Origin of the sequence: Pengzhenrongella phosphoraccumulans, assembly GCF_045689905.1 — a bacterium.
In the GTDB taxonomy this organism is placed as follows: domain Bacteria; phylum Actinomycetota; class Actinomycetes; order Actinomycetales; family Cellulomonadaceae; genus Pengzhenrongella; species Pengzhenrongella phosphoraccumulans.
In genome coordinates this window covers 2,972,964-2,989,776 of record NZ_CP144210.1, presented here as the reverse complement: position 1 = coordinate 2,989,776, position 16,813 = coordinate 2,972,964, and the positions used below count along the sequence as shown (strand labels likewise).

15 protein-coding genes are annotated in these 16,813 nt (G+C 71.8%); 9 read left to right on the top strand and 6 right to left on the bottom strand.

Annotation, left to right across the window (positions count from 1 at the left end; genetic code table 11):
- Positions 1-10: 10 nt before the first annotated feature.
- The 3 genes from VTA80_RS13805 to VTA80_RS13795 all read right to left on the bottom strand — a co-directional run bounded on the left by VTA80_RS13805 (position 11) and on the right by VTA80_RS13795 (position 2,519).
- The gene (locus VTA80_RS13805; protein WP_407341671.1) at positions 11-1,246 is read right to left on the bottom strand and encodes a hypothetical protein; all 1,236 of its coding nucleotides are present in this window, start codon (positions 1,244-1,246) and stop codon (positions 11-13) included.
- Positions 1,230-1,811 carry a 2-oxoacid:acceptor oxidoreductase family protein gene (locus tag VTA80_RS13800; protein WP_407341670.1) on the bottom strand — a complete coding sequence of 194 codons (582 nt, stop codon included), beginning with the start codon at positions 1,809-1,811 and terminating at the stop codon, positions 1,230-1,232. The genes VTA80_RS13805 and VTA80_RS13800 overlap by 17 nt, the downstream gene beginning before the upstream one ends.
- 207 nt (positions 1,812-2,018) lie before the next feature.
- Positions 2,019-2,519: a flavodoxin domain-containing protein gene (locus tag VTA80_RS13795; protein ID WP_407341669.1), complete on the bottom strand. Its 501-nt coding sequence runs from the start codon at positions 2,517-2,519 to the stop codon at positions 2,019-2,021.
- Between the two features lie 100 nt (positions 2,520-2,619).
- Between VTA80_RS13795 and VTA80_RS13790 the strand changes: the two genes are divergently transcribed.
- The gene (locus tag VTA80_RS13790) at positions 2,620-3,087 is read left to right on the top strand and encodes a hypothetical protein (protein ID WP_407341668.1); all 468 of its coding nucleotides are present in this window, start codon (positions 2,620-2,622) and stop codon (positions 3,085-3,087) included.
- Between the two features lie 47 nt (positions 3,088-3,134).
- Here VTA80_RS13790 and VTA80_RS13785 read toward each other — a convergent pair whose 3' ends face one another.
- The gene (locus VTA80_RS13785; RefSeq protein WP_407341667.1) at positions 3,135-3,839 is read right to left on the bottom strand and encodes a hypothetical protein; all 705 of its coding nucleotides are present in this window, start codon (positions 3,837-3,839) and stop codon (positions 3,135-3,137) included.
- A 136-nt stretch (positions 3,840-3,975) separates the two neighbouring features.
- The gene (locus VTA80_RS13780; protein ID WP_407341666.1) at positions 3,976-5,688 is read right to left on the bottom strand and encodes a GAF domain-containing sensor histidine kinase; all 1,713 of its coding nucleotides are present in this window, start codon (positions 5,686-5,688) and stop codon (positions 3,976-3,978) included.
- 85 nt (positions 5,689-5,773) lie between these two features.
- Between VTA80_RS13780 and VTA80_RS13775 the strand changes: the two genes are divergently transcribed.
- The gene (locus VTA80_RS13775) at positions 5,774-6,382 is read left to right on the top strand and encodes a response regulator (protein ID WP_407341665.1); all 609 of its coding nucleotides are present in this window, start codon (positions 5,774-5,776) and stop codon (positions 6,380-6,382) included.
- Here the strand turns inward: VTA80_RS13775 and VTA80_RS13770 are convergent.
- A complete protein-coding gene (locus tag VTA80_RS13770) occupies positions 6,379-7,542 on the bottom strand; it encodes a N(5)-(carboxyethyl)ornithine synthase (protein WP_407341664.1) in 1,164 nt (387 codons plus the stop codon). The two genes, VTA80_RS13775 and VTA80_RS13770, sit on opposite strands and share 4 nt — an antisense overlap.
- 321 nt (positions 7,543-7,863) lie before the next feature.
- Between VTA80_RS13770 and VTA80_RS13765 the strand changes: the two genes are divergently transcribed.
- From VTA80_RS13765 to VTA80_RS13735, 7 genes are all read left to right on the top strand, one after another.
- Entirely contained in the window at positions 7,864-8,874 is a 1,011-nt protein-coding gene (locus VTA80_RS13765; RefSeq protein ID WP_407341663.1) for a LacI family DNA-binding transcriptional regulator, read from the top strand.
- 82 nt (positions 8,875-8,956) lie between these two features.
- Positions 8,957-10,246, top strand: coding sequence for an extracellular solute-binding protein (locus VTA80_RS13760; protein WP_407341662.1), 1,290 nt, complete (start codon positions 8,957-8,959; stop codon positions 10,244-10,246).
- Between the two features lie 12 nt (positions 10,247-10,258).
- Positions 10,259-11,221 carry a carbohydrate ABC transporter permease gene (locus VTA80_RS13755; protein WP_407341661.1) on the top strand — a complete coding sequence of 321 codons (963 nt, stop codon included), beginning with the start codon at positions 10,259-10,261 and terminating at the stop codon, positions 11,219-11,221.
- Positions 11,222-11,223: 2 nt separating this feature from the next.
- Positions 11,224-12,105, top strand: coding sequence for a carbohydrate ABC transporter permease (locus tag VTA80_RS13750; protein WP_407341660.1), 882 nt, complete (start codon positions 11,224-11,226; stop codon positions 12,103-12,105).
- A gap of 5 nt (positions 12,106-12,110) precedes the next feature.
- A complete protein-coding gene (locus VTA80_RS13745) occupies positions 12,111-13,178 on the top strand; it encodes a glycosidase (RefSeq protein WP_407341659.1) in 1,068 nt (355 codons plus the stop codon).
- Between the two features lie 52 nt (positions 13,179-13,230).
- Positions 13,231-14,442 carry a mannose-6-phosphate isomerase, class I gene (gene manA / locus VTA80_RS13740; protein WP_407341658.1) on the top strand — a complete coding sequence of 404 codons (1,212 nt, stop codon included), beginning with the start codon at positions 13,231-13,233 and terminating at the stop codon, positions 14,440-14,442.
- Between the two features lie 127 nt (positions 14,443-14,569).
- Positions 14,570-16,642 carry a hypothetical protein gene (locus tag VTA80_RS13735; RefSeq protein ID WP_407341657.1) on the top strand — a complete coding sequence of 691 codons (2,073 nt, stop codon included), beginning with the start codon at positions 14,570-14,572 and terminating at the stop codon, positions 16,640-16,642.
- The last annotated feature ends 171 nt before the right edge of the window (positions 16,643-16,813 follow it).

Here is a 16,813-nt window from a genome sequence, read left to right as displayed (position 1 = left end):
CGCACCTTCCTTAGATCTGGGGCACGACGTCGGCGAGGGCGTCGATGGTGGGAGCGCCGACGGCGGGGTGGAGCCGTTTCAGCTCGCGTTCGACGACTGTCGTGTCGAGGTCGAGGAACGTCAGGGCCGGCAGCTCGTCGCGCACCGCGCGGCGGAGCATCTCGCGCAGCGATGTCGTGGTGATGGGGCGACCGCCCAGGCCCGCGATCACGGTCCGCTGGCCGATCCCCGTACCCGTGAGCGCGATCCGGACGTCGCCGGCCACGATCCCGCCGGCTCCGACGGCCAGCGCCCGTTCGATCACGACGACGCGGCTCGCACCCGCGAGCGCGGCGTGCACCGCCTCGTACGGGAACGGCCGGAAGCTCGTCACGCCCAGCAGCCCGACGCTCACGCCCTGGGCGCGCTCGCCGTCGATCACGTCCTGCAGCGTGCCGAACACCGAACCCAGCGCCACGACGATCGTCTCGGCACCCTCGGTCCGGTACGGCCGGACGAGCCCGCCGGAGTCCCGGCCGAACTGCGCCGCGAACTCGGCCGCGACCCGCGGGATGACCTCGAGCGCCTCGAGCTGGCGCATGTGCGCGAGATAGCGGACCTCGGTGAACGCCTCGGGCCCGACCATCGAGCCGATCGACACCGGGTCGTCCGGGTCGAGGACCTGACGGGGTGAGTAGGGCGGCAGGAACGCGTCCACCGCCTCCTGCTCGATCACGTCGACCCGCTCGGTGGCGTGGGTCAGGACGAAGCCGTCCATGCAGACCATCACCGGCACCGAGAGCTCCTCGGCGATCTTGAACGCCTGGACGTGCAGGTCCGCGGCCTCCTGGTTGCTGGTCGCGAACAGCTGGATCCAGCCCGAGTCGCGCTGCGACATCGAGTCGCCGTGGTCGTTCCAGATGTTGATGGGCGCGCCGATCGCGCGGTTGGCCACGGTCATCACGATCGGCAGCCCCATGCCCGACGCGTTGAAGACCGCCTCGACCATGTAGAGCAGGCCCTGGCTCGCGGTCGCGGTGTACGCCCGCGCGCCGACCGCGCTGGCGCCGATGACCCCGGACATCGCGGCGAACTCCGACTCCACGTTGACGTACTCGCACCCGGTGAGCTCACCGGTCTTCACCATGCGGCTGAGCTCTTCGACGATGTGCGTCTGGGGAGAGATCGGGTAGGCGCAGATCACCTGGGGCCGGCATGCGGCGATGGCGACCGCGACGGCCTTCGAACCCTCAACCTGCTGCAGCATGCGCCGCCTCCTTGATGACGAGCTCATATGCGGCCTCGGCGGCCGCCGAGTTGGACCGGGCGAGCGGTCCGGCGAAACGTTCTTCCAGGGCCACGATCACGCTCTCCAGCGAGATCAACCCGGTCAGGGCGGCGAACGCGCCCAGGAGCGGCACGTTCGGGACGGGCCGACCGACGTGCTCCATCGCGAGCTCGGAGGCGTGGACGGTCACGAGGTGGCCAGGGGGCAGGGCCGCCGCTGCGGACCCCAGGCCCAGCTCCTGCGGTGTGCGCAGGGTGTTGAGCAGCAGGTACCCGCCGGGAGCCAGACCGTCGAGCACGTCCACCTGCCCGAGCAGGGAGACGTCCTGGATGATCAGCGCGTCCGGTGACGCGACCGGCTCGTGCGATCGGATGGGGGTGTCGGCGATCCGACAGAAGGACACGACCGGAGCACCCGTGCGCTCCGAGCCGAAGCTCGGGAACGCCTGCGCGTGCTTGCCTGCGCGGAATGCGGCCACCGAGAGCAGTTCGGCAGCAGTGACCACACCCTGTCCGCCCCGCCCGTGGATGCGTACTTGGAACATGCCAGATCACCGGCCCCTTCGCCTCTTCCAGAAAACTCCTCCGGAGCAGCGGGTAACCGGGACGAACGTCCCCCACCCTCCGCTCAGCGCGATGCATCCTGCGCGCGAGGTGGAACACGCCGATCGGCGCGGCCGCTCGGCGGGGTCATAGAGGTCAGACGGCGAGATCAGATGCCAGGTCAGAGGCCAGTTCAGTCGGCCCGCACATCAGCGCGTATCGGTCGTCCAGAGCTTCGTCTCGATGCTCCGGGTCCAGTCGGCGATCGCGTCCCAGTCCCGGAAGTCCCCGACCGCGGCATGCAGGGCACGCACGATCGCACGCTCGCCGAACGAGAGCCGCTCCTTGTCGATCCGGCCGGCGAACGTGCGGTGGTCCTTCGCGCCCGTCGCCGCGAGCGCCGCCGCGACGTCGACCGACTCCTCCGCGGGCGACGGCGGGTCTCCGATGGGTCCGGACGAGAACAGCCAGACGGGACGCGTCGCCAGGTCAGGCCCGAGCCGCGTGGAGAACTCGCGCGCCTCCTTGAGCCAGTGCCCCGCGTAGACCGCGCTCCCCAGGACCACGGCCTCGACCCCGTCGAGCGCGCGTACCTGCTCGGGTTCCCGGACCTCGACCTGGTGCCCCGCCTCGGTCAGGTGGCGGGCGATGGCCTCGGCGATCTCCGCGGTGCCGCCGTGCTTGCTGGCAGCAGCAACCAGGATCTTCATGGCTTACCTCCTTGAGGGCAGTTCTCAGCACCACGCTCTCAGGTGCAACGCCACCGCGCGAGCGGCTCGCGGACGCTCCCTGCCCGTCCTAGGCTCGAGCATGCTCAGCTCCCCCGCCCTGCAGGAGATCCGCACCGCGTCCCGACCGGGTCCGACCGATCGCCCCTATCCCCACCGGGCGATCCTCGTCGGCGCCGAGGCGCTCGTCGCGCTGGGCGGCGTCGCCGGGGCGGCGCAGTTGCTCACCGGCACCTCCACCCCACCGGTCGCGGACCTGGAGCCGCTCGGGCTGTCGAGCTGGGCCCTGCCGGGCGTCTGGCTGTTCGCCACGGTCGCCGTCCCGTCGGCGGCGGCCGCGTGGCTGGCGTGGCGGCGGGCACCGCTCGCCCCGGCGGCGGTGCTGGTCGCGAGCGGCACGCTGGCCGTCGAGCTCGTCGTGCAGATCCCGTTCGTCGGCCCGAGCGCGCTGCAGGCGGTGTTCGGCACGGTGGCCGTGGGCCTGGCCGGCCTGGCGGTCGACGCCCGCCGCGGGGGCTGGTGGCACACCGGCGGCCCAACCCGCCGCTAGATCCAGCCGCTAGATCCAGCCGCTAGACGACCTACCGGCTGGGCGACCTACCGGCTGGGCGACCGCACGCTGCGCGGGGGCCAGGCGGAGCACGTGTGCCACGCGCGGACCGCCTCGGCCGACAGCTCGGGGCAGGCGACGCCGACCCGCCAGGCCATGTCGAGCTCGGCGGGCGTGGTCGCCCCGTCGTCGCGCGCGCCGGACCGGTCGAGCTCGTGCTGCAGGGCGAGCCGGTAGCCGAGCCGCAGCCCGTCGCTGCCGGCACCGGCGTCCCGGGCGCCCCCAGCGTCCCGGGCGCCCCTGGCGCCCCTGGCGCCCCCAGCGTCTCCATCTCCCCCCACGGTCACGAGCCGGCACAGCAGGACCGCGGCCGACGGCGGCCGGTTGGCCGCGACGACCTGGCGCGCCACGTCCCGCGACGACACCAGGATCTCCGCGTGTGCCAGCTCGGGCCGCAGCTGGGCGCTCTGCCCCCACGGGAGGCTGAGCACGCTCGCCTCGACCCCCGGGACCAGGTGCGCCACGGCCAGCGCTCCGTGCCCGTACTCCTTCGCGCCCGCGCCGACCCAGGGGGTGGGCGCCTCGTCCACCGATCCGTACAGGTGCACCAGGCGAAGCCCGCGCCCGCGAGCCACGCAGGCGGCGAGGGCGGCATCGACCACCCGGGCGTCGTCGGCACCGCCGTCCAGGAGCGCGACGACCACCTTGCGGGCGCGAGTACGCACGCGCTGCGGCGGGGGCGCTCCGGTCACGACACGCGGAGACGCCCGTCCGCGCTTCATTGCGGCGGTTGCGATCATGTGCCCAGTAAACTGCCCACCCCCGGGGGTGCGAACAGGGACAAACGTCCCAGACGAAGATCCCGCACAGGGTGGTGCAGCTGACGCGTCACTCGGCTGGGGCTGCCGGTTCCCCGACTCCGAGCGGTACCCGCCAGGTCAGCACGGTCCCCCCGAGCGGGGCGGGATCGAGCCGCAACGAACCACCCAGGCGCGTGGCCCGCGCCTCGAGGTTGGCCAGACCGCTGCGCCGGGTCGCGCCGTCGGGCAGACCGATGCCGTCGTCCTGGATCTCGAGGACGAGCTCCTCGCCGACGCTCACCCGCACGATCGCGGACCGCGCCCGCGCGTGCCGCGCCGTGTTGGCCAACGCCTCCCGGACCACGGCGACGGCGTCCTCCCCGATGTCGCGCGGGACGACCGCCGTCACGCCGTCGGTCCGCAGCCGGGGCAGGAAGCCCAGGTGCGCGCGGGCGTGCACCACCTCGCCGTCGATCTGGTGCCGAAACCCGAATCCGTCCGAGCTCGGACGCGCGCCGAGCCGGAAGATCGTGGCGCGGATGTCCTTGATCGTCTCGTCGAGCTCGTCGACGGCGCTGTCGAGCCGATGGGCGACGTCGTCGCTCACCGCGTCCTGCGCCGTGGCCTGCACGGACAGTCCGATCGCGAACAGGCGCTGGATGACCATGTCGTGCAGGTCCCGGGCGATCCGCTCGCGCTCCTCCAGGACCGCCAGCCGTGCGCGGTCGGCCTGCGCCGCCTCGACGTCGAGCGCGAGGGCGATCTTGTCGGCGAAGCCCGCCACCATCGCCAGCTCGACGGGCGGGCTCGTCTGCCCGGTGTCCCGCGGCCAGCCGAGCAGCAGCCCCCCGACCCAACGGTCCCCGCTGCGCAACGGGATCGCGAGGAGCCACGCGCCACCGGTCACCGACGCCTCGGCGCCGTCGGCCACCGGGAACATGACGGGGCGCGTCCCGCGCAGGGCGGCACCCGCGCCGTCGGGCAGGTCGGCCGCGTGCGTGTTGAGCCCACCACCCACCGCTCCGGCGGCGTCGCGCACCCGGCTGAGGACCTCCTCGGCCGCCTGCGCGAGCGGGAGGTCCCCGGTGAGCGCGGACGTGCACGCCGCGGCTGCTTCGAGCCACCGCTCGTGCTGGCGGGCGAGGCGATAGGTGCGCGCGTGGTCGATCGCCACCCCCGCCGCGGTCGCCACGGCCATGACGATCTCCTCGTCCGCCCGCGTGAAGTCCACGACCTCGCCGTCCGGTCCGAGCTTGTCCGTGAGGTAGAGGTTGGCGTAGACACCGCTCGATGCGCGCACCGGCAGCCCGAGAAAGCTCCGCATCGGTGGATGGTGCGCGGGGAAGCCGACGAAGGCCGGGTGCGCCGTGAGGTCCGGCAGCCGCAGCGCGCGGGGGACGTCGATGAGGTGCCCGAGGAGGCCCCGTCCCTTGGGCAGCGCGCCGATCGCCCGTTCGGTCGGCGGGTCGACACCGACGCTGACGAACTCGCGCAGCGCGCCGGAAATGGCACCGCCCTCCCCGTCGAGGACTCCCATCGCGCCGTAGCGGGCGCCGGTGAGCCCGCACGCCGCCGTGACGAGCCGCTCGAGCACGGTGGCGATGTCGAGCTCAGAGGAAACCGAGACGATGGCGTCCATGAGGGGACGCAGGCGCCCGTCGGCCAGCGGTCCGGGTCCGGCAGCAGACTCGGTGGCAGCAGACTCGGTGGCAGCAGACTCGGTGGCAGCAGACTCGGTGGCAGCAGACTCGGTGGCAGCAGACTCGGTGACCGGGAAGAGCTGGGGCGTGCTGGGCTCCATTCTCGGAGCATAGGGTCACCGGGCCCGTCCGGTGGTGACCTTCGACTCTGTCGCCGTTCGCGGGCGCCCCGCCAGCATCGGTCAGATGAATCTCCCGAGGAGCCCCGTGCGGGTCTTCATCGTGGACGACCAGGAGGTCGTGCGCACGGGTCTGCGCCAGCTCGTCGAGCGGGCCGACGATCTCGTGCTCGTCGGCGAGGCCGGCACCGCGGCCGAGGCGGTCGCACGGATGCCCGCGCTGCGACCGGACGTCGCGATCCTGGACGCGCGGCTCCCCGACGGCTCGGGCATCGAGGTCTGCCGTCGGGTGCGGTCGCTCGAGCCCGCGATCCGCGCGCTCCTGCTCACGTCGTACGACGACGACGACGCCGTCCGCGCGACCATCCTGGCCGGTGCGGCGGGCTACCTGCTCAAGGACATCCGGAACCTCGACCTCGTGGCGAGCATCCGAGCCGTCGCTGCCGGCCGTCCCGTGATCGACCCCGAGAACCTCGTGAGCGCGCGGGCTCGTCTGGTCCGCGAGCGCGGCGCTCCCCACGGCACGACCCTGACGAGAGACGAGCGGCGGGTGCTTGCGCTGATCACTGCCGGCCGCACGGACCGGGAGATCTCCGCCGAGCTCGACCTGAGCACGCCGAGCGTGCACGAGCACGTCCACGCCGTGCTCGCCCACCTGGGGACCAACCCCGGCTAGACCAGACCACTCACGGGCCGGACCTGCAGGTGCGGGTACTCGGGCGAGCGGTGCTGGAACGACAGGATGTGCGGGTTGTGGATCCTGCCGCCCTGGATCTCGAGCGCGCGCCGGATCGTCTCGTCGGCCTGCCATGCCGCGGGTCCCGCCAGGACGGGGCGCAGGAACGGCAGGATCGCCTCGCTGATCTCCCAGGTGGCCGAGTCCCACAGGTACGACGGACTGTGGTCCACGGCGTAGTAGTGCACGTGGTGACCGAGGTCGACAGTCGGCTCCACGAACGTCGTCGGCTGCGCCCAGCTGAAGCCCATGGCCACGTCGCACGAGACGTCGATGATCAGGCTGCCGGGGGCGAACGCGCCCAGGTCGGCCGTGTCGAGGAAGACCAGCGGCGCATCGGTGTCCTGGAGCACGCAGTTGACGACGATGTCGTGCTCGGCGAGGAACGCGCTCACCGGCACGGCGCCCGCGGCCGTGAGCGCGATCGCGCGTCCGGGCCGAGACGCGTCCCGCTCGAAGTGCACGATCCGCGCCGAGTGGATCGGGGCAGCGACCGCCGTGACCCCGCGATGAGTGAGGACGTCGACGTCGTGCACGCCGTGCGCGTTCAGCGCCGTGACCGCTCCACGCGCGGTGGCTCCGAACCCGATCACGACAGCGCGGAGCCGGCGCCCGTAGTCCCCCGTCGTCCCGACGGTCGACAGGGCGTGCAGCACCGAGCAGTAGCCCGCCATCTCGTTGTTCTTGTGGAACACGTGCAGGTTGAACGAGCCGTCGTCGGTCCAGTAGTTCATGGCCTCGAAGGCGATCAGGTTGAGCCGTTTGTCGATGGCGAGCTGGGTGAGGGGCGCGTCCTGCACGCAGTGGGGCCAGCCCCACAGCGTCTGGCCCTCGTGCAGCTCGGCGACGTCCTCCAGCAACGGCTTGGCCAGCACGACGACGTCGCACCGGGCGATGAGCTCAGAACGCGACAGCAGACCCGCGACCCGAGGGGCGATCTGCTCGTCGGGCACGCCGAACGTCTCGCCGTAACCGCGCTCGAGATAGATCCGATCCCGCAGGTCAGGGGCGATCCGGTCCAGGTGCGCGGGGTGGATGGGCAGGCGCCGCTCGTCCGCTTTCCGGAACCGCGAGACCACTCCGAGGGTGAGCTGTTCCATCGGTCTGCCTTCGCTCGGGGCCTGCGTCGTTCGCCGGTGAACAGCCGCGCCGCGGAGCCGCAGGGAGAGTCCCGAACCTAGGACAAGGCGGGACAGATCGACCTCGGGCGTCCCCTCGGTCACTTCGGACCTTACTCCGCGAGTTGTTCCAATTTCCCAACTAAACCGGTTTGACAGAACGGAACCTCGGGGCGTCTACTGAAGTCAGCAACGGCGCTCGGGGACATTTCTCGAACGCCGACGACCTCGCTAAGGACATAGGCGATGCCAGAAATTCTCGAGCCCATTTCGCGGAAATCTCCGCGACCCACGATCAATGACGTGGCCACTCTCGCCGGCACGTCCAAGGCGACCGTCTCGTTCGTGATGAACGGGCGCCACAACGTGGCCGCCACGACGCGCGACCGGGTGCTGGCCGCCGCCGCCGAGCTGGGCTGGACCCCGAGCCATCAGGCAAGGTCGCTGTCGACCTCGCGGGCGTACGCCCTCGGCCTGGTCTTCGCCAGGTCCTCCCGCACGCTCGGGTCGGACGCGTTCTTCGCCCCCTTCATCGCCGGTGTCGAGTCCGCGCTGGCCGACGCCGACCAGTCGCTGCTGCTCCGCTTCGTGGCCGACCCCGCCGCCGAGCAGGACGCGTACCGCAAGCTGCAGACCCAGGGCCGGGTGGACGGCGTCGTGCTCACGGACGTGCGCCACCACGACTCGCGGCTCGAGTTCCTCGCGGGCCTCGGTCTGCCGGCGGTGACGCTCAACCAGACCGATGAGGCCTCCGCGTTCCCTGCCGTCACGCTCGACGACGAGCAGGGCACCCGGGACGCCGTCGACCATCTCGTCGCGCTCGGTCACCACCGCATCGCCTACGTCGGCGGCCCCGAGATCTACCTGCACAGCACCCGGCGCCGCCTCGCGTGGCGGGCCGCGCTCGACGCCCACGGCCTGGCACCGCACGTGTGCCTCGAGGCCGACTTCTCCGCATCGAGCGGGGCACGCGCCGTCCGGGAGCTCCTCGCCCTCCCCCGGCACCAGCAGCCCACCGCGATCATCTACGCGAACGACTCGATGGCGATCGCGGGCATGGTGGCTGCCCGGCAGGCGGGGGTGCGCATCCCCGAGGACCTGTCGATCATCGGGTTCGACGACGCCGAGCTGGCCTCGCACGTCAACCCGCCGCTCACCACGATCCGGTCCGACTCCTCCCTGTGGGGCCGCAGCGCGGCCGAGGTGCTCCTGCAGCTCGTGCAGACCGGCGTCAAGCCCGCCGAGCGGACGCTCCCCCCCGCCGAGCTCGTCCTGCGCAAGTCCACGGCCCCCTGCCTGGGGGGTGGCGGCTGACCCGACGGCACCATCGCGCCGCTCGCCGCCGAGGCCGCCAGCGCGTTCGATCTCCACGTTTGACCTCTCAAGAAGGTGCGCAATGAAGCGACCATTCCTCGTCCTGACCGCCACGCTCGCCGCGGCAGGCATGCTCGCCGCCTGTGGCGGCGGAACCGCCACCCCGAAGGCCGGTGACGCCACCGCAGCGACCGGCCCGATCAAGATCTGGTACTCGAACAACCCCAACGAGGTCGCGTGGGGCGAGCAGGCCGTCAAGGCCTGGAACGCCGACCACGCCGACGAGCAGGTCACCGGCCAGGAGATCCCCGCCGGCCGTTCGTCCGAAGAGGTCATCGGCGCCGCGATCACCGCAGGCAACACCCCGTGCCTGGTCTACAACACGGCCCCGGTGGCCGTGCCGCAGTTCCAGAAGCAGGGCGGGCTCGTGGACCTGTCCACGTTCCCGGACGGGGCCGAGTACATCGAGGCCCGCACCGGCGAGGCCGCGTCGCAGTACAAGTCCGCCGACGGCGACTACTACCAGATGCCGTGGAAGAGCAACCCGGTGATGTTCTTCTACAACAAGGCGATCATGGCGAAGGCCGGGATCGACCCGGAGAACCCGCCGCTGGCCACGTACGACGAGTTCCTCGCCACCGCGCGGACCATCGTGAGCTCCGGTGCGGCGCAGTACGCGATCAACCCGTCCCCCGCGTCGGAGTTCTACCAGTCCTGGTTCGACTTCTACCCGCTGTACGCGGCCGAGTCGGCGGGCTCGCTCCTCGTGGCGGACGGCGCCTCGACGTTCTCCAGCAAGGAGGGCACGGCGGTCGCCGACTTCTGGCGGACCATCTACGACGAGAAGCTGGCCGGCAACGAGCCCTACACCGGTGACGCGTTCGCCGACGGCATCACCGCGATCGCGAGCGCGGGACCGTGGGCCGTCGAGTCCTACGGCGACCTCGACTGGGGCGTCGTCCCGGTCCCGACGTCGACCGGTACCCCGACGGACGAGACGTACACCTTCGCGGACTCGAAGAACGTCGCCATGTACAGCTCCTGCGAGAACACCGGCACCGCCTGGGAGTTCCTCAAGTTCTCCACGAGCACGGAGCAGGACGGCACGCTGCTCGAGACGACCGGGCAGATGCCGCTGCGCGCCGACCTCACCACCGCGTACCCCGAGTACTTCACGGCCAACCCGGACTACACGACCTTCGCCGACCAGGCGAGCCGGACCGTCGACGTCCCGAACGTCTCGAACTCGGTCGAGGTGTGGCAGACCTTCCGGGACGCCTGGACCAGCTCGGTCATCTTCGGTGAGGACGAGATCGCGCCCTCGCTGAAGAAGGCGGCGTCGGACATCGACGCGCTCGTCGCGAAGAAGTAGGCCGGCGACCTCATGACCGCCGGAACGCAAGTCCGGGCGCCGGGCCCGCAACGCACTGTCGCTGCGGGCCGGGCGCCCGGCGGGCGGCGCCGCTCACGTCTGGAGCGCGCGCTCGGCCGGAACCCCATGGGCCTGCTGCTCTCGGCCCCCTACGCGCTGTTCGTCGCGGCGGTCTTCGTGTACCCGCTCGGGCTCGGGATCTGGATGTCGTTCCACGACTTCTACTTCACCGCTCCCGGCGTGGACGTCCCGAAGCCGTTCGTCGGGCTCGAGAACTACGTCACGGTCCTGTCGGACCCGGACGTCCGCGCCTCGTTCGCGCACGTCGCCGTGTTCCTGGTGATCAACGTGCCGCTCACGCTCGTGCTCTCGCTCGCGCTCGCCACCGCACTGAACAGCGCGATCCACTGGCGCGGGTTCCTGCGCGTGGCCTACTACGTCCCGTACATCGCGGCGAGCGTCGCGATGGTGACCGTGTGGATGTTCATGTTCAACTCCGGCGGCATCGTCAACCAGGTCCTCGGGCCGCTCGCCCCGGACCCGGCGTGGCTCGTCAACAAGGGGTGGGCGATGCCCTCGATCGCCCTGTACGTCACGTGGAAGCAGCTCGGGTTCTTCATCCTGCTGTTCCTCGCGGCGCTGCAGAACGTCCCCAAGGAGCTCAACGAGGCGGCGGCCATGGACGGCGCCACCCGCTGGCAGTCCTATCGCGCCGTCACGATCCCGGCCGTGCGGCCCGCGACCACCCTGGTCGTCCTGCTCGCCATCATCACCGGCGCGAACCTCTTCACCGAGCCCTACCTGCTCACCGGTGGCGGCGGCCCGAACGGCGCCTCGACCACGCCCGTCTTCCTGCTGTACCAGCAGGGGATCCAGCAGGGGAACCCGGACGTCGCCTCGGCGATCGGCGTGCTCCTGGTGATCGGCGTGCTGCTGGTCACCTACGCCAGCCGCAAGCTCACGGAGAGGGACTGATCATGGCCAGCACCACCACCAGCACCGAACCGCGCCCGACCGGAGCGCGACCCGCGCTCATCCGCCGGATCCTGCCGATGACGCTGCTCACGATCGGTGCGGTCGGCTTCCTGTTCCCCTTCTACTACATGATCGTCGGCGCGCTGCAGGAGAAGCGGGACCCGACGATCCTCGGCGCCATCCCGTGGCCGTCGAACCTCACCCTCAGCAACTTCACCGACATCAACGCGTCGATCAACCTCGGCCGGTCCCTGCTCAACTCGGGGATCTTCACGGGCGCCGTCGTGCTCTGCACGCTGTTCTTCGGCGTCCTGGCCGGGTACGCGCTCGCGACCCTGAGCTTTCGGGGACGCGGCCTGCTGTTCGCCGTCGTCATCCTGCTGCAGGCGGTGCCGTTCCAGCTCCTCATGGTGCCGCTGTACGTGCTGCTCGTGCGCGGGTTCGGGCTGGGCGACTCGTACCTGGGCATGATCCTGCCGTTCGCGATCAACTCGGTCGCGGTGCTGATCTTCCGGCAGTTCTTCCTGCAGGTCCCGCGGGAGATGTTCGACGCCGCCCGGATCGACGGTGCCGGGGAGTTCCGCATCCTGCGGTCGATCGCCGTCCCGCTCGTCCGCCCCGCCATCCTCACGGCCGCGCTCGTGACGTTCATCGGTCCGTGGAACGAGTTCCTCTGGCCGTTCCTCATCACCAAGCAGCAGGAGCTGCAACCCCTTGCGGTCGCCGTCGCCAACTTCACGCAGACCGGCGCGGCGTTCCATGAGAACCCGTTCGGCGCCATCCTCGCCGGATCCACCGTGCTCGCCGTCCCGGCGGTCGTGCTGTTCATCGTGTTCCAGCGGCACTTCACCGCCACGGACGCCTCCACCGGAGTAAAGGGCTGAATCCCATGCGCACTGACATCCTCGTCCCGTACACCTTGACGCGCCTGGGCGTGATCATGGCGCCCGAACCCGGCAACGAGCTCGAGGCCGAGGGAGTGCTGAACCCCGCGACCGGGCACACGCCCGACGGCGAGCTGTACCTCCTGCCGCGGCTCGTCTCGGCCGGCAACGTCTCGCGGGTCGGGCTCGCCAAGATCGTGCTCGACGACGGGGTGCCCGTCTCGGTCGTGCGCGAGGGCGTCGTCCTCGCGCCCGACGCCGGCTGGGAGCGCGGCACGAGCTCGGCCGGGACCGAGGACCCCCGGGTGACCTACGTCGCCGCGCTCGGGCTGCACATCATGTCCTACGTCGCCTACGGCCCGCTCGGGCCGCGGCCCGCGCTGGCGGTGTCCGAGAACCTGCGCGAGTGGCGCCGGCTCGGGCCGCTGCACTTCGTCTACCAGAGCGAGCTCGACCTCGACCTCAACCTGTTCCCGAACAAGGACGTCGTGTTCTTCCCGGAGCCCGTGCCCGGGCCCGACGGCGTCCCCTCGTTCGCGATGCTGCACCGCCCCATGTGGGACCTCGGCTGGGTCCGCGACGGTGAGGGCGTCCACCTCCCGGCCGGCGTCACCGACGACCGGCCCGGGATCTGGATCTCGTACGTCCCGGTGGCGGACGTCCTGGCCGACCTCGGCAACCTCGTCAACCAGCACTCCAGCACGCTCGTCGCCATGCCCGAATTCGCGTTCGAGGAGCTCAAGATCGGCCCCGGGCCGGCCCCCATCCGGGTCCCGGAGGGCTGGCTCCTCATCCATCACGGCGTGCGCGGCATGCTCGTCAAGGGCGTCGACCAGCAGGCGGGCGTCAACTACGCCGCCGGCGCGATGATCCTCGACGCCGACGACCCGTCGAAGGTGCTGGCACGCACGAGCGAGCCCATCCTGGCGCCGGAGACGGCCGACGAGACCGCCGGGATCGTGCCGAACGTCGTCTTCCCGACCGCGATCGAGGAGATCGACGGCGTGCGGTACGTGTTCTACGGCATGGCCGACAGCAAGATCGGCGTGGCGCGCCTGGACCGCCAGGTGTAGTCCTGCCCTGAGACCCCTCAGCCCGATTCGTGCTCACGAAGGAGAACCGACCGTGTACCTGCTCACGAACCCGTGGCTGCGTTACGCCTGGGGATCTGTCGACCTGCTGCCCGCCCTGCTGCACCAGCGCCCGGACGGCCGACCGGTCGCCGAGATCTGGATGGGCGCGCACGAGGCACTGCCGTCGTCGATCGAGGTCGACGGCCGGGAGGTCGGGCTCGACGTCTTCGTCGACGGGGCGCCGGACACGGTGCTCGGCGCCCGGACCGCCACCACGGCCGAGGGTCACCTCCCGTTCATGCTGAAGTTCCTCGCCGCCGGCCAGCCGCTCTCGCTCCAGGTCCACCCGACCCGCGAGCAGGCGGAAGAGGGCTACGAGCGCGAGGACGCCGCCGGGATCCCCCTTGGCGACCCGAGGCGCAACTACCGCGATCGTGCCCACAAGCCCGAGATGCTCTACGCGCTGACCCCGTTCGAGATGATGTGCGGGTTCCGGTCGACGGACGCCATCCGGGTGCTGCTCGGGGAACTTCAGGTCCCCGAGCTCGCGCCGATCCTCGCCCGGCTGGGCAGGGCCGACGACGCCGCCATCACCCCGGAAGGCGCGCTGAAGTCCTCCTTGACCGAGCTCCTCACGATGGCGCGTCCGGCGCAGCAGGACCTGATCCACGCCGTCGTGACGAGCGCTCGGGCGCGCCGGGAGGATCGGCCGGAGTACCGCTTCGTGGGCGAGCTGGCCGAGAACTTCCCGCAGGACGTCGGGATCGTGGCGGCCCTGTTCTTGCACTACGTGAAGGTGGAGCCCGGCGAGTCCGTCTACATCGGCGCGGGCATGGTCCACTCCTACATCGGGGGCCTCGGCCTGGAGCTCATGGCGACGTCGGACAACGTGCTGCGCGCGGGCCTGACGGCGAAGCACGTCGACATCCCGGAGCTGCTGCGGCTGGTGGTCTTCGCGCCCGGTGGCCCCGAGCGCCTGGAGCCGACGGCGACCGGCGGCGCATCGGTCTACGCGCCACCGATCCAGGACTTCGCGCTGTGGGCGTACCTGCCCCCCACGCCCGGCGATTTCGGCACCAAGGTGAACCTCGCTCCGCCCGCGGCGGGCGCCCGGATCGCCGTCTGCTGCGCCGGGCACTGCACGTTGAGCCGAGGCACCGAGCGGCTCGTGCTGCAGCCCGGTGAGTCCGCGTTCATCCCCGACTCGGACGGGCCGTTCGAGATCTCGGCCACCGGAACGGTCGCCGTCGCCTACGCGCCCTGACCGCTCGGCCACCCCACCCGCCCCCGACACATCCCCGCAGTTCCCCCGCACCTTTTCGTTCCGGACAGGTGAGGATCCGCCACGCCTGGCGGGTCCCACGTCGCGCACGCCCACCAGAAGGTCAACGATGACCGCACCGACAGGCACGACCCTCCGCACCCTCACCGCCCTCGGGCTCGCCGTGGCGGTGAGCGCCTCGCTCGCCACGTCCGCGAACGCTTCTCCCCCGCCACCCGTTCCACCGGCGCCAGCGGCCGAGCAGCTGACCAACCTGGCCCACCTGGACTTCCTCGGTGACACCGTCACCCCGCCGACGCTGGCCGACCACACGACCTACCAGCTCCAGCAGCAGCCGGACCTCGGCGTGCTGTGGACCTACGCCGACCGCCGCGACGGCGGGGTGTACGAGCGCGTCGGGGGCGGACCCCACGACGTGGCGACCGACACCTGGGCCCAGGGCGCCTACAACACCGACGACCTGGCCCGCGCGGCCGTGGTCTACCTGCGCCACTGGCAGCTCGACGGCGACTCGCACAGCCGCGACGCGGCCTACCAGCTGCTGCGCGCCGTGACCTACATGCAGTCCGCCACCGGGGCCGACGCCGGCAACGTGGCGCTGTGGATGCAGCCGGACGGTTCGATCAACCTCAACCCCACCCCGGTCGAGCTGCCCAGCCCGAGCAGCTCCGCGGAGTCCTACTGGCTGGCGCGCTCCGTCTGGGCGCTCGGTGAGGGCTACGCCGCCTTCGCCGACGACGACCCGGAGTTCGCCGCGTTCCTCGGCGACCGGCTCGACCTCGCCCTGGGCGCGCTCGAGCGCCAGTCGCTGAGCCAGTACGGGACCTGGGACGTCGCCGACGGCGCCCGGGTGCCCGGCTGGCTGATCGTGGACGGCGCGGACGCCACCGCGGAGGCCGTGCTCGGGCTGTCCGCGTTCGTCGAAGCCGCCCCGGCCTCGGAGCTCACGGCACGTGCCGGCACCGCCGTCGCGCGATACGCCGAGGGGATCGCCGCGATGTCCAGCGGCGACTCGACCACCTGGCCGTACGGCGCGATCCTGCCGTGGACCCACTCGCAGTCGATGTGGCACGCCTGGGGCGCCCAGATGCCCGCCGCCCTGGCGCGCGCGTCCGCCGCCGTCGACCGGCCGGACCTGCTGCGTGCGGCGGTCGAGGACACCGCCGCCTTCACGCCGTACCTGCTCACCGCGACCGGCCCGATCAACGGGTGGATGCCGTCGCCGTCGGACACGACGCAGATCGCCTACGGCGTCGACTCGCGCGTGCAGTCGCTGCTCGCGGTGTCCGACGTGACCGACCGCCCCGGGCTGTCGCAGCTCGCGGGGATCGCCGCGTCCTGGTACTTCGGGGCCAACCGCGCCGATGCGCCGATGTACGACCCGGCCACCGGGCGCACCTTCGACGGGCTCAATGCCGACGGCGTCGTGAACCAGAACTCCGGCGCCGAGTCCACGATCCACGGGCTGCTGTCGATGCTCGCGCTCGATGCCCACCCGGACGCCGCCGCGACGGCTCAGGCCGCGACCTCGCTGGTCGACCTCGACGGCGTCCAGGTGGTCGAGGCCGAGGCCGCGACGCTGACCGGCGCGATCGTCGCCCCGGCCGCGTCGGCGTGGACCGGGGAGTCGCTCTGGAGCGGTGGGAGCTACCTCGAGCTCGCCACCAGCACCCGCGCCGACTGGACGCTGACCGCGTCCGACCAGCCGCGGACCGTCCAGGCAGTCGTCGATCTCGCCGACACGCGCGGCGCGGCCCGGCTCGACTGGTCGACCGGTCGGCTCGCGCTCGGTCGCGTGGATTCCGGCGACGGCGGCGCCCAGGGCGTCACCGAGGCGCCCGGCGCCCTGACGCCCGTGAGCCTGGAGCACGAGCTCCCGGCCGGCGCCACTGCGTTGAGCGTGTCGGTGCGGGGCAGGGCGACCACCCCCGCGCACGTCGACTCGCTGCTGCTCAAGCCGCGCGTGTCGCACCTCGTGCTCGACGGGCCCGACGGCGGCACCGCGCTGGTGCAGAACGCCGGGATGCGGACCGAGACGGCCACGATCGCGCTGCCCGGCGACGGCGACGTCGTCGTGCGGTCGTACGACGCCTCCGGGGTGCTGCGCCGGACGCTGCACGCGACCGGGGCCACGATCTCGGTCCAGGTCCGGGCGGGAGGCTTCACGGTCCTGACCCGCTGAGCCACCGATCGCCCGGCCCCGCTCCCCCTCCGCCTTCGGGACGGCGTCGCTGGTGGAGGGCGGCGGCGGGTACCGTCGGGCCAGGCGGGGACCGACTCCCGCTCCACCATCCCTTGGGAAGCGGGCCACCGGCGTCGACGCCGGGCGTCCTGCGTTCTTGGCGATGGTCTC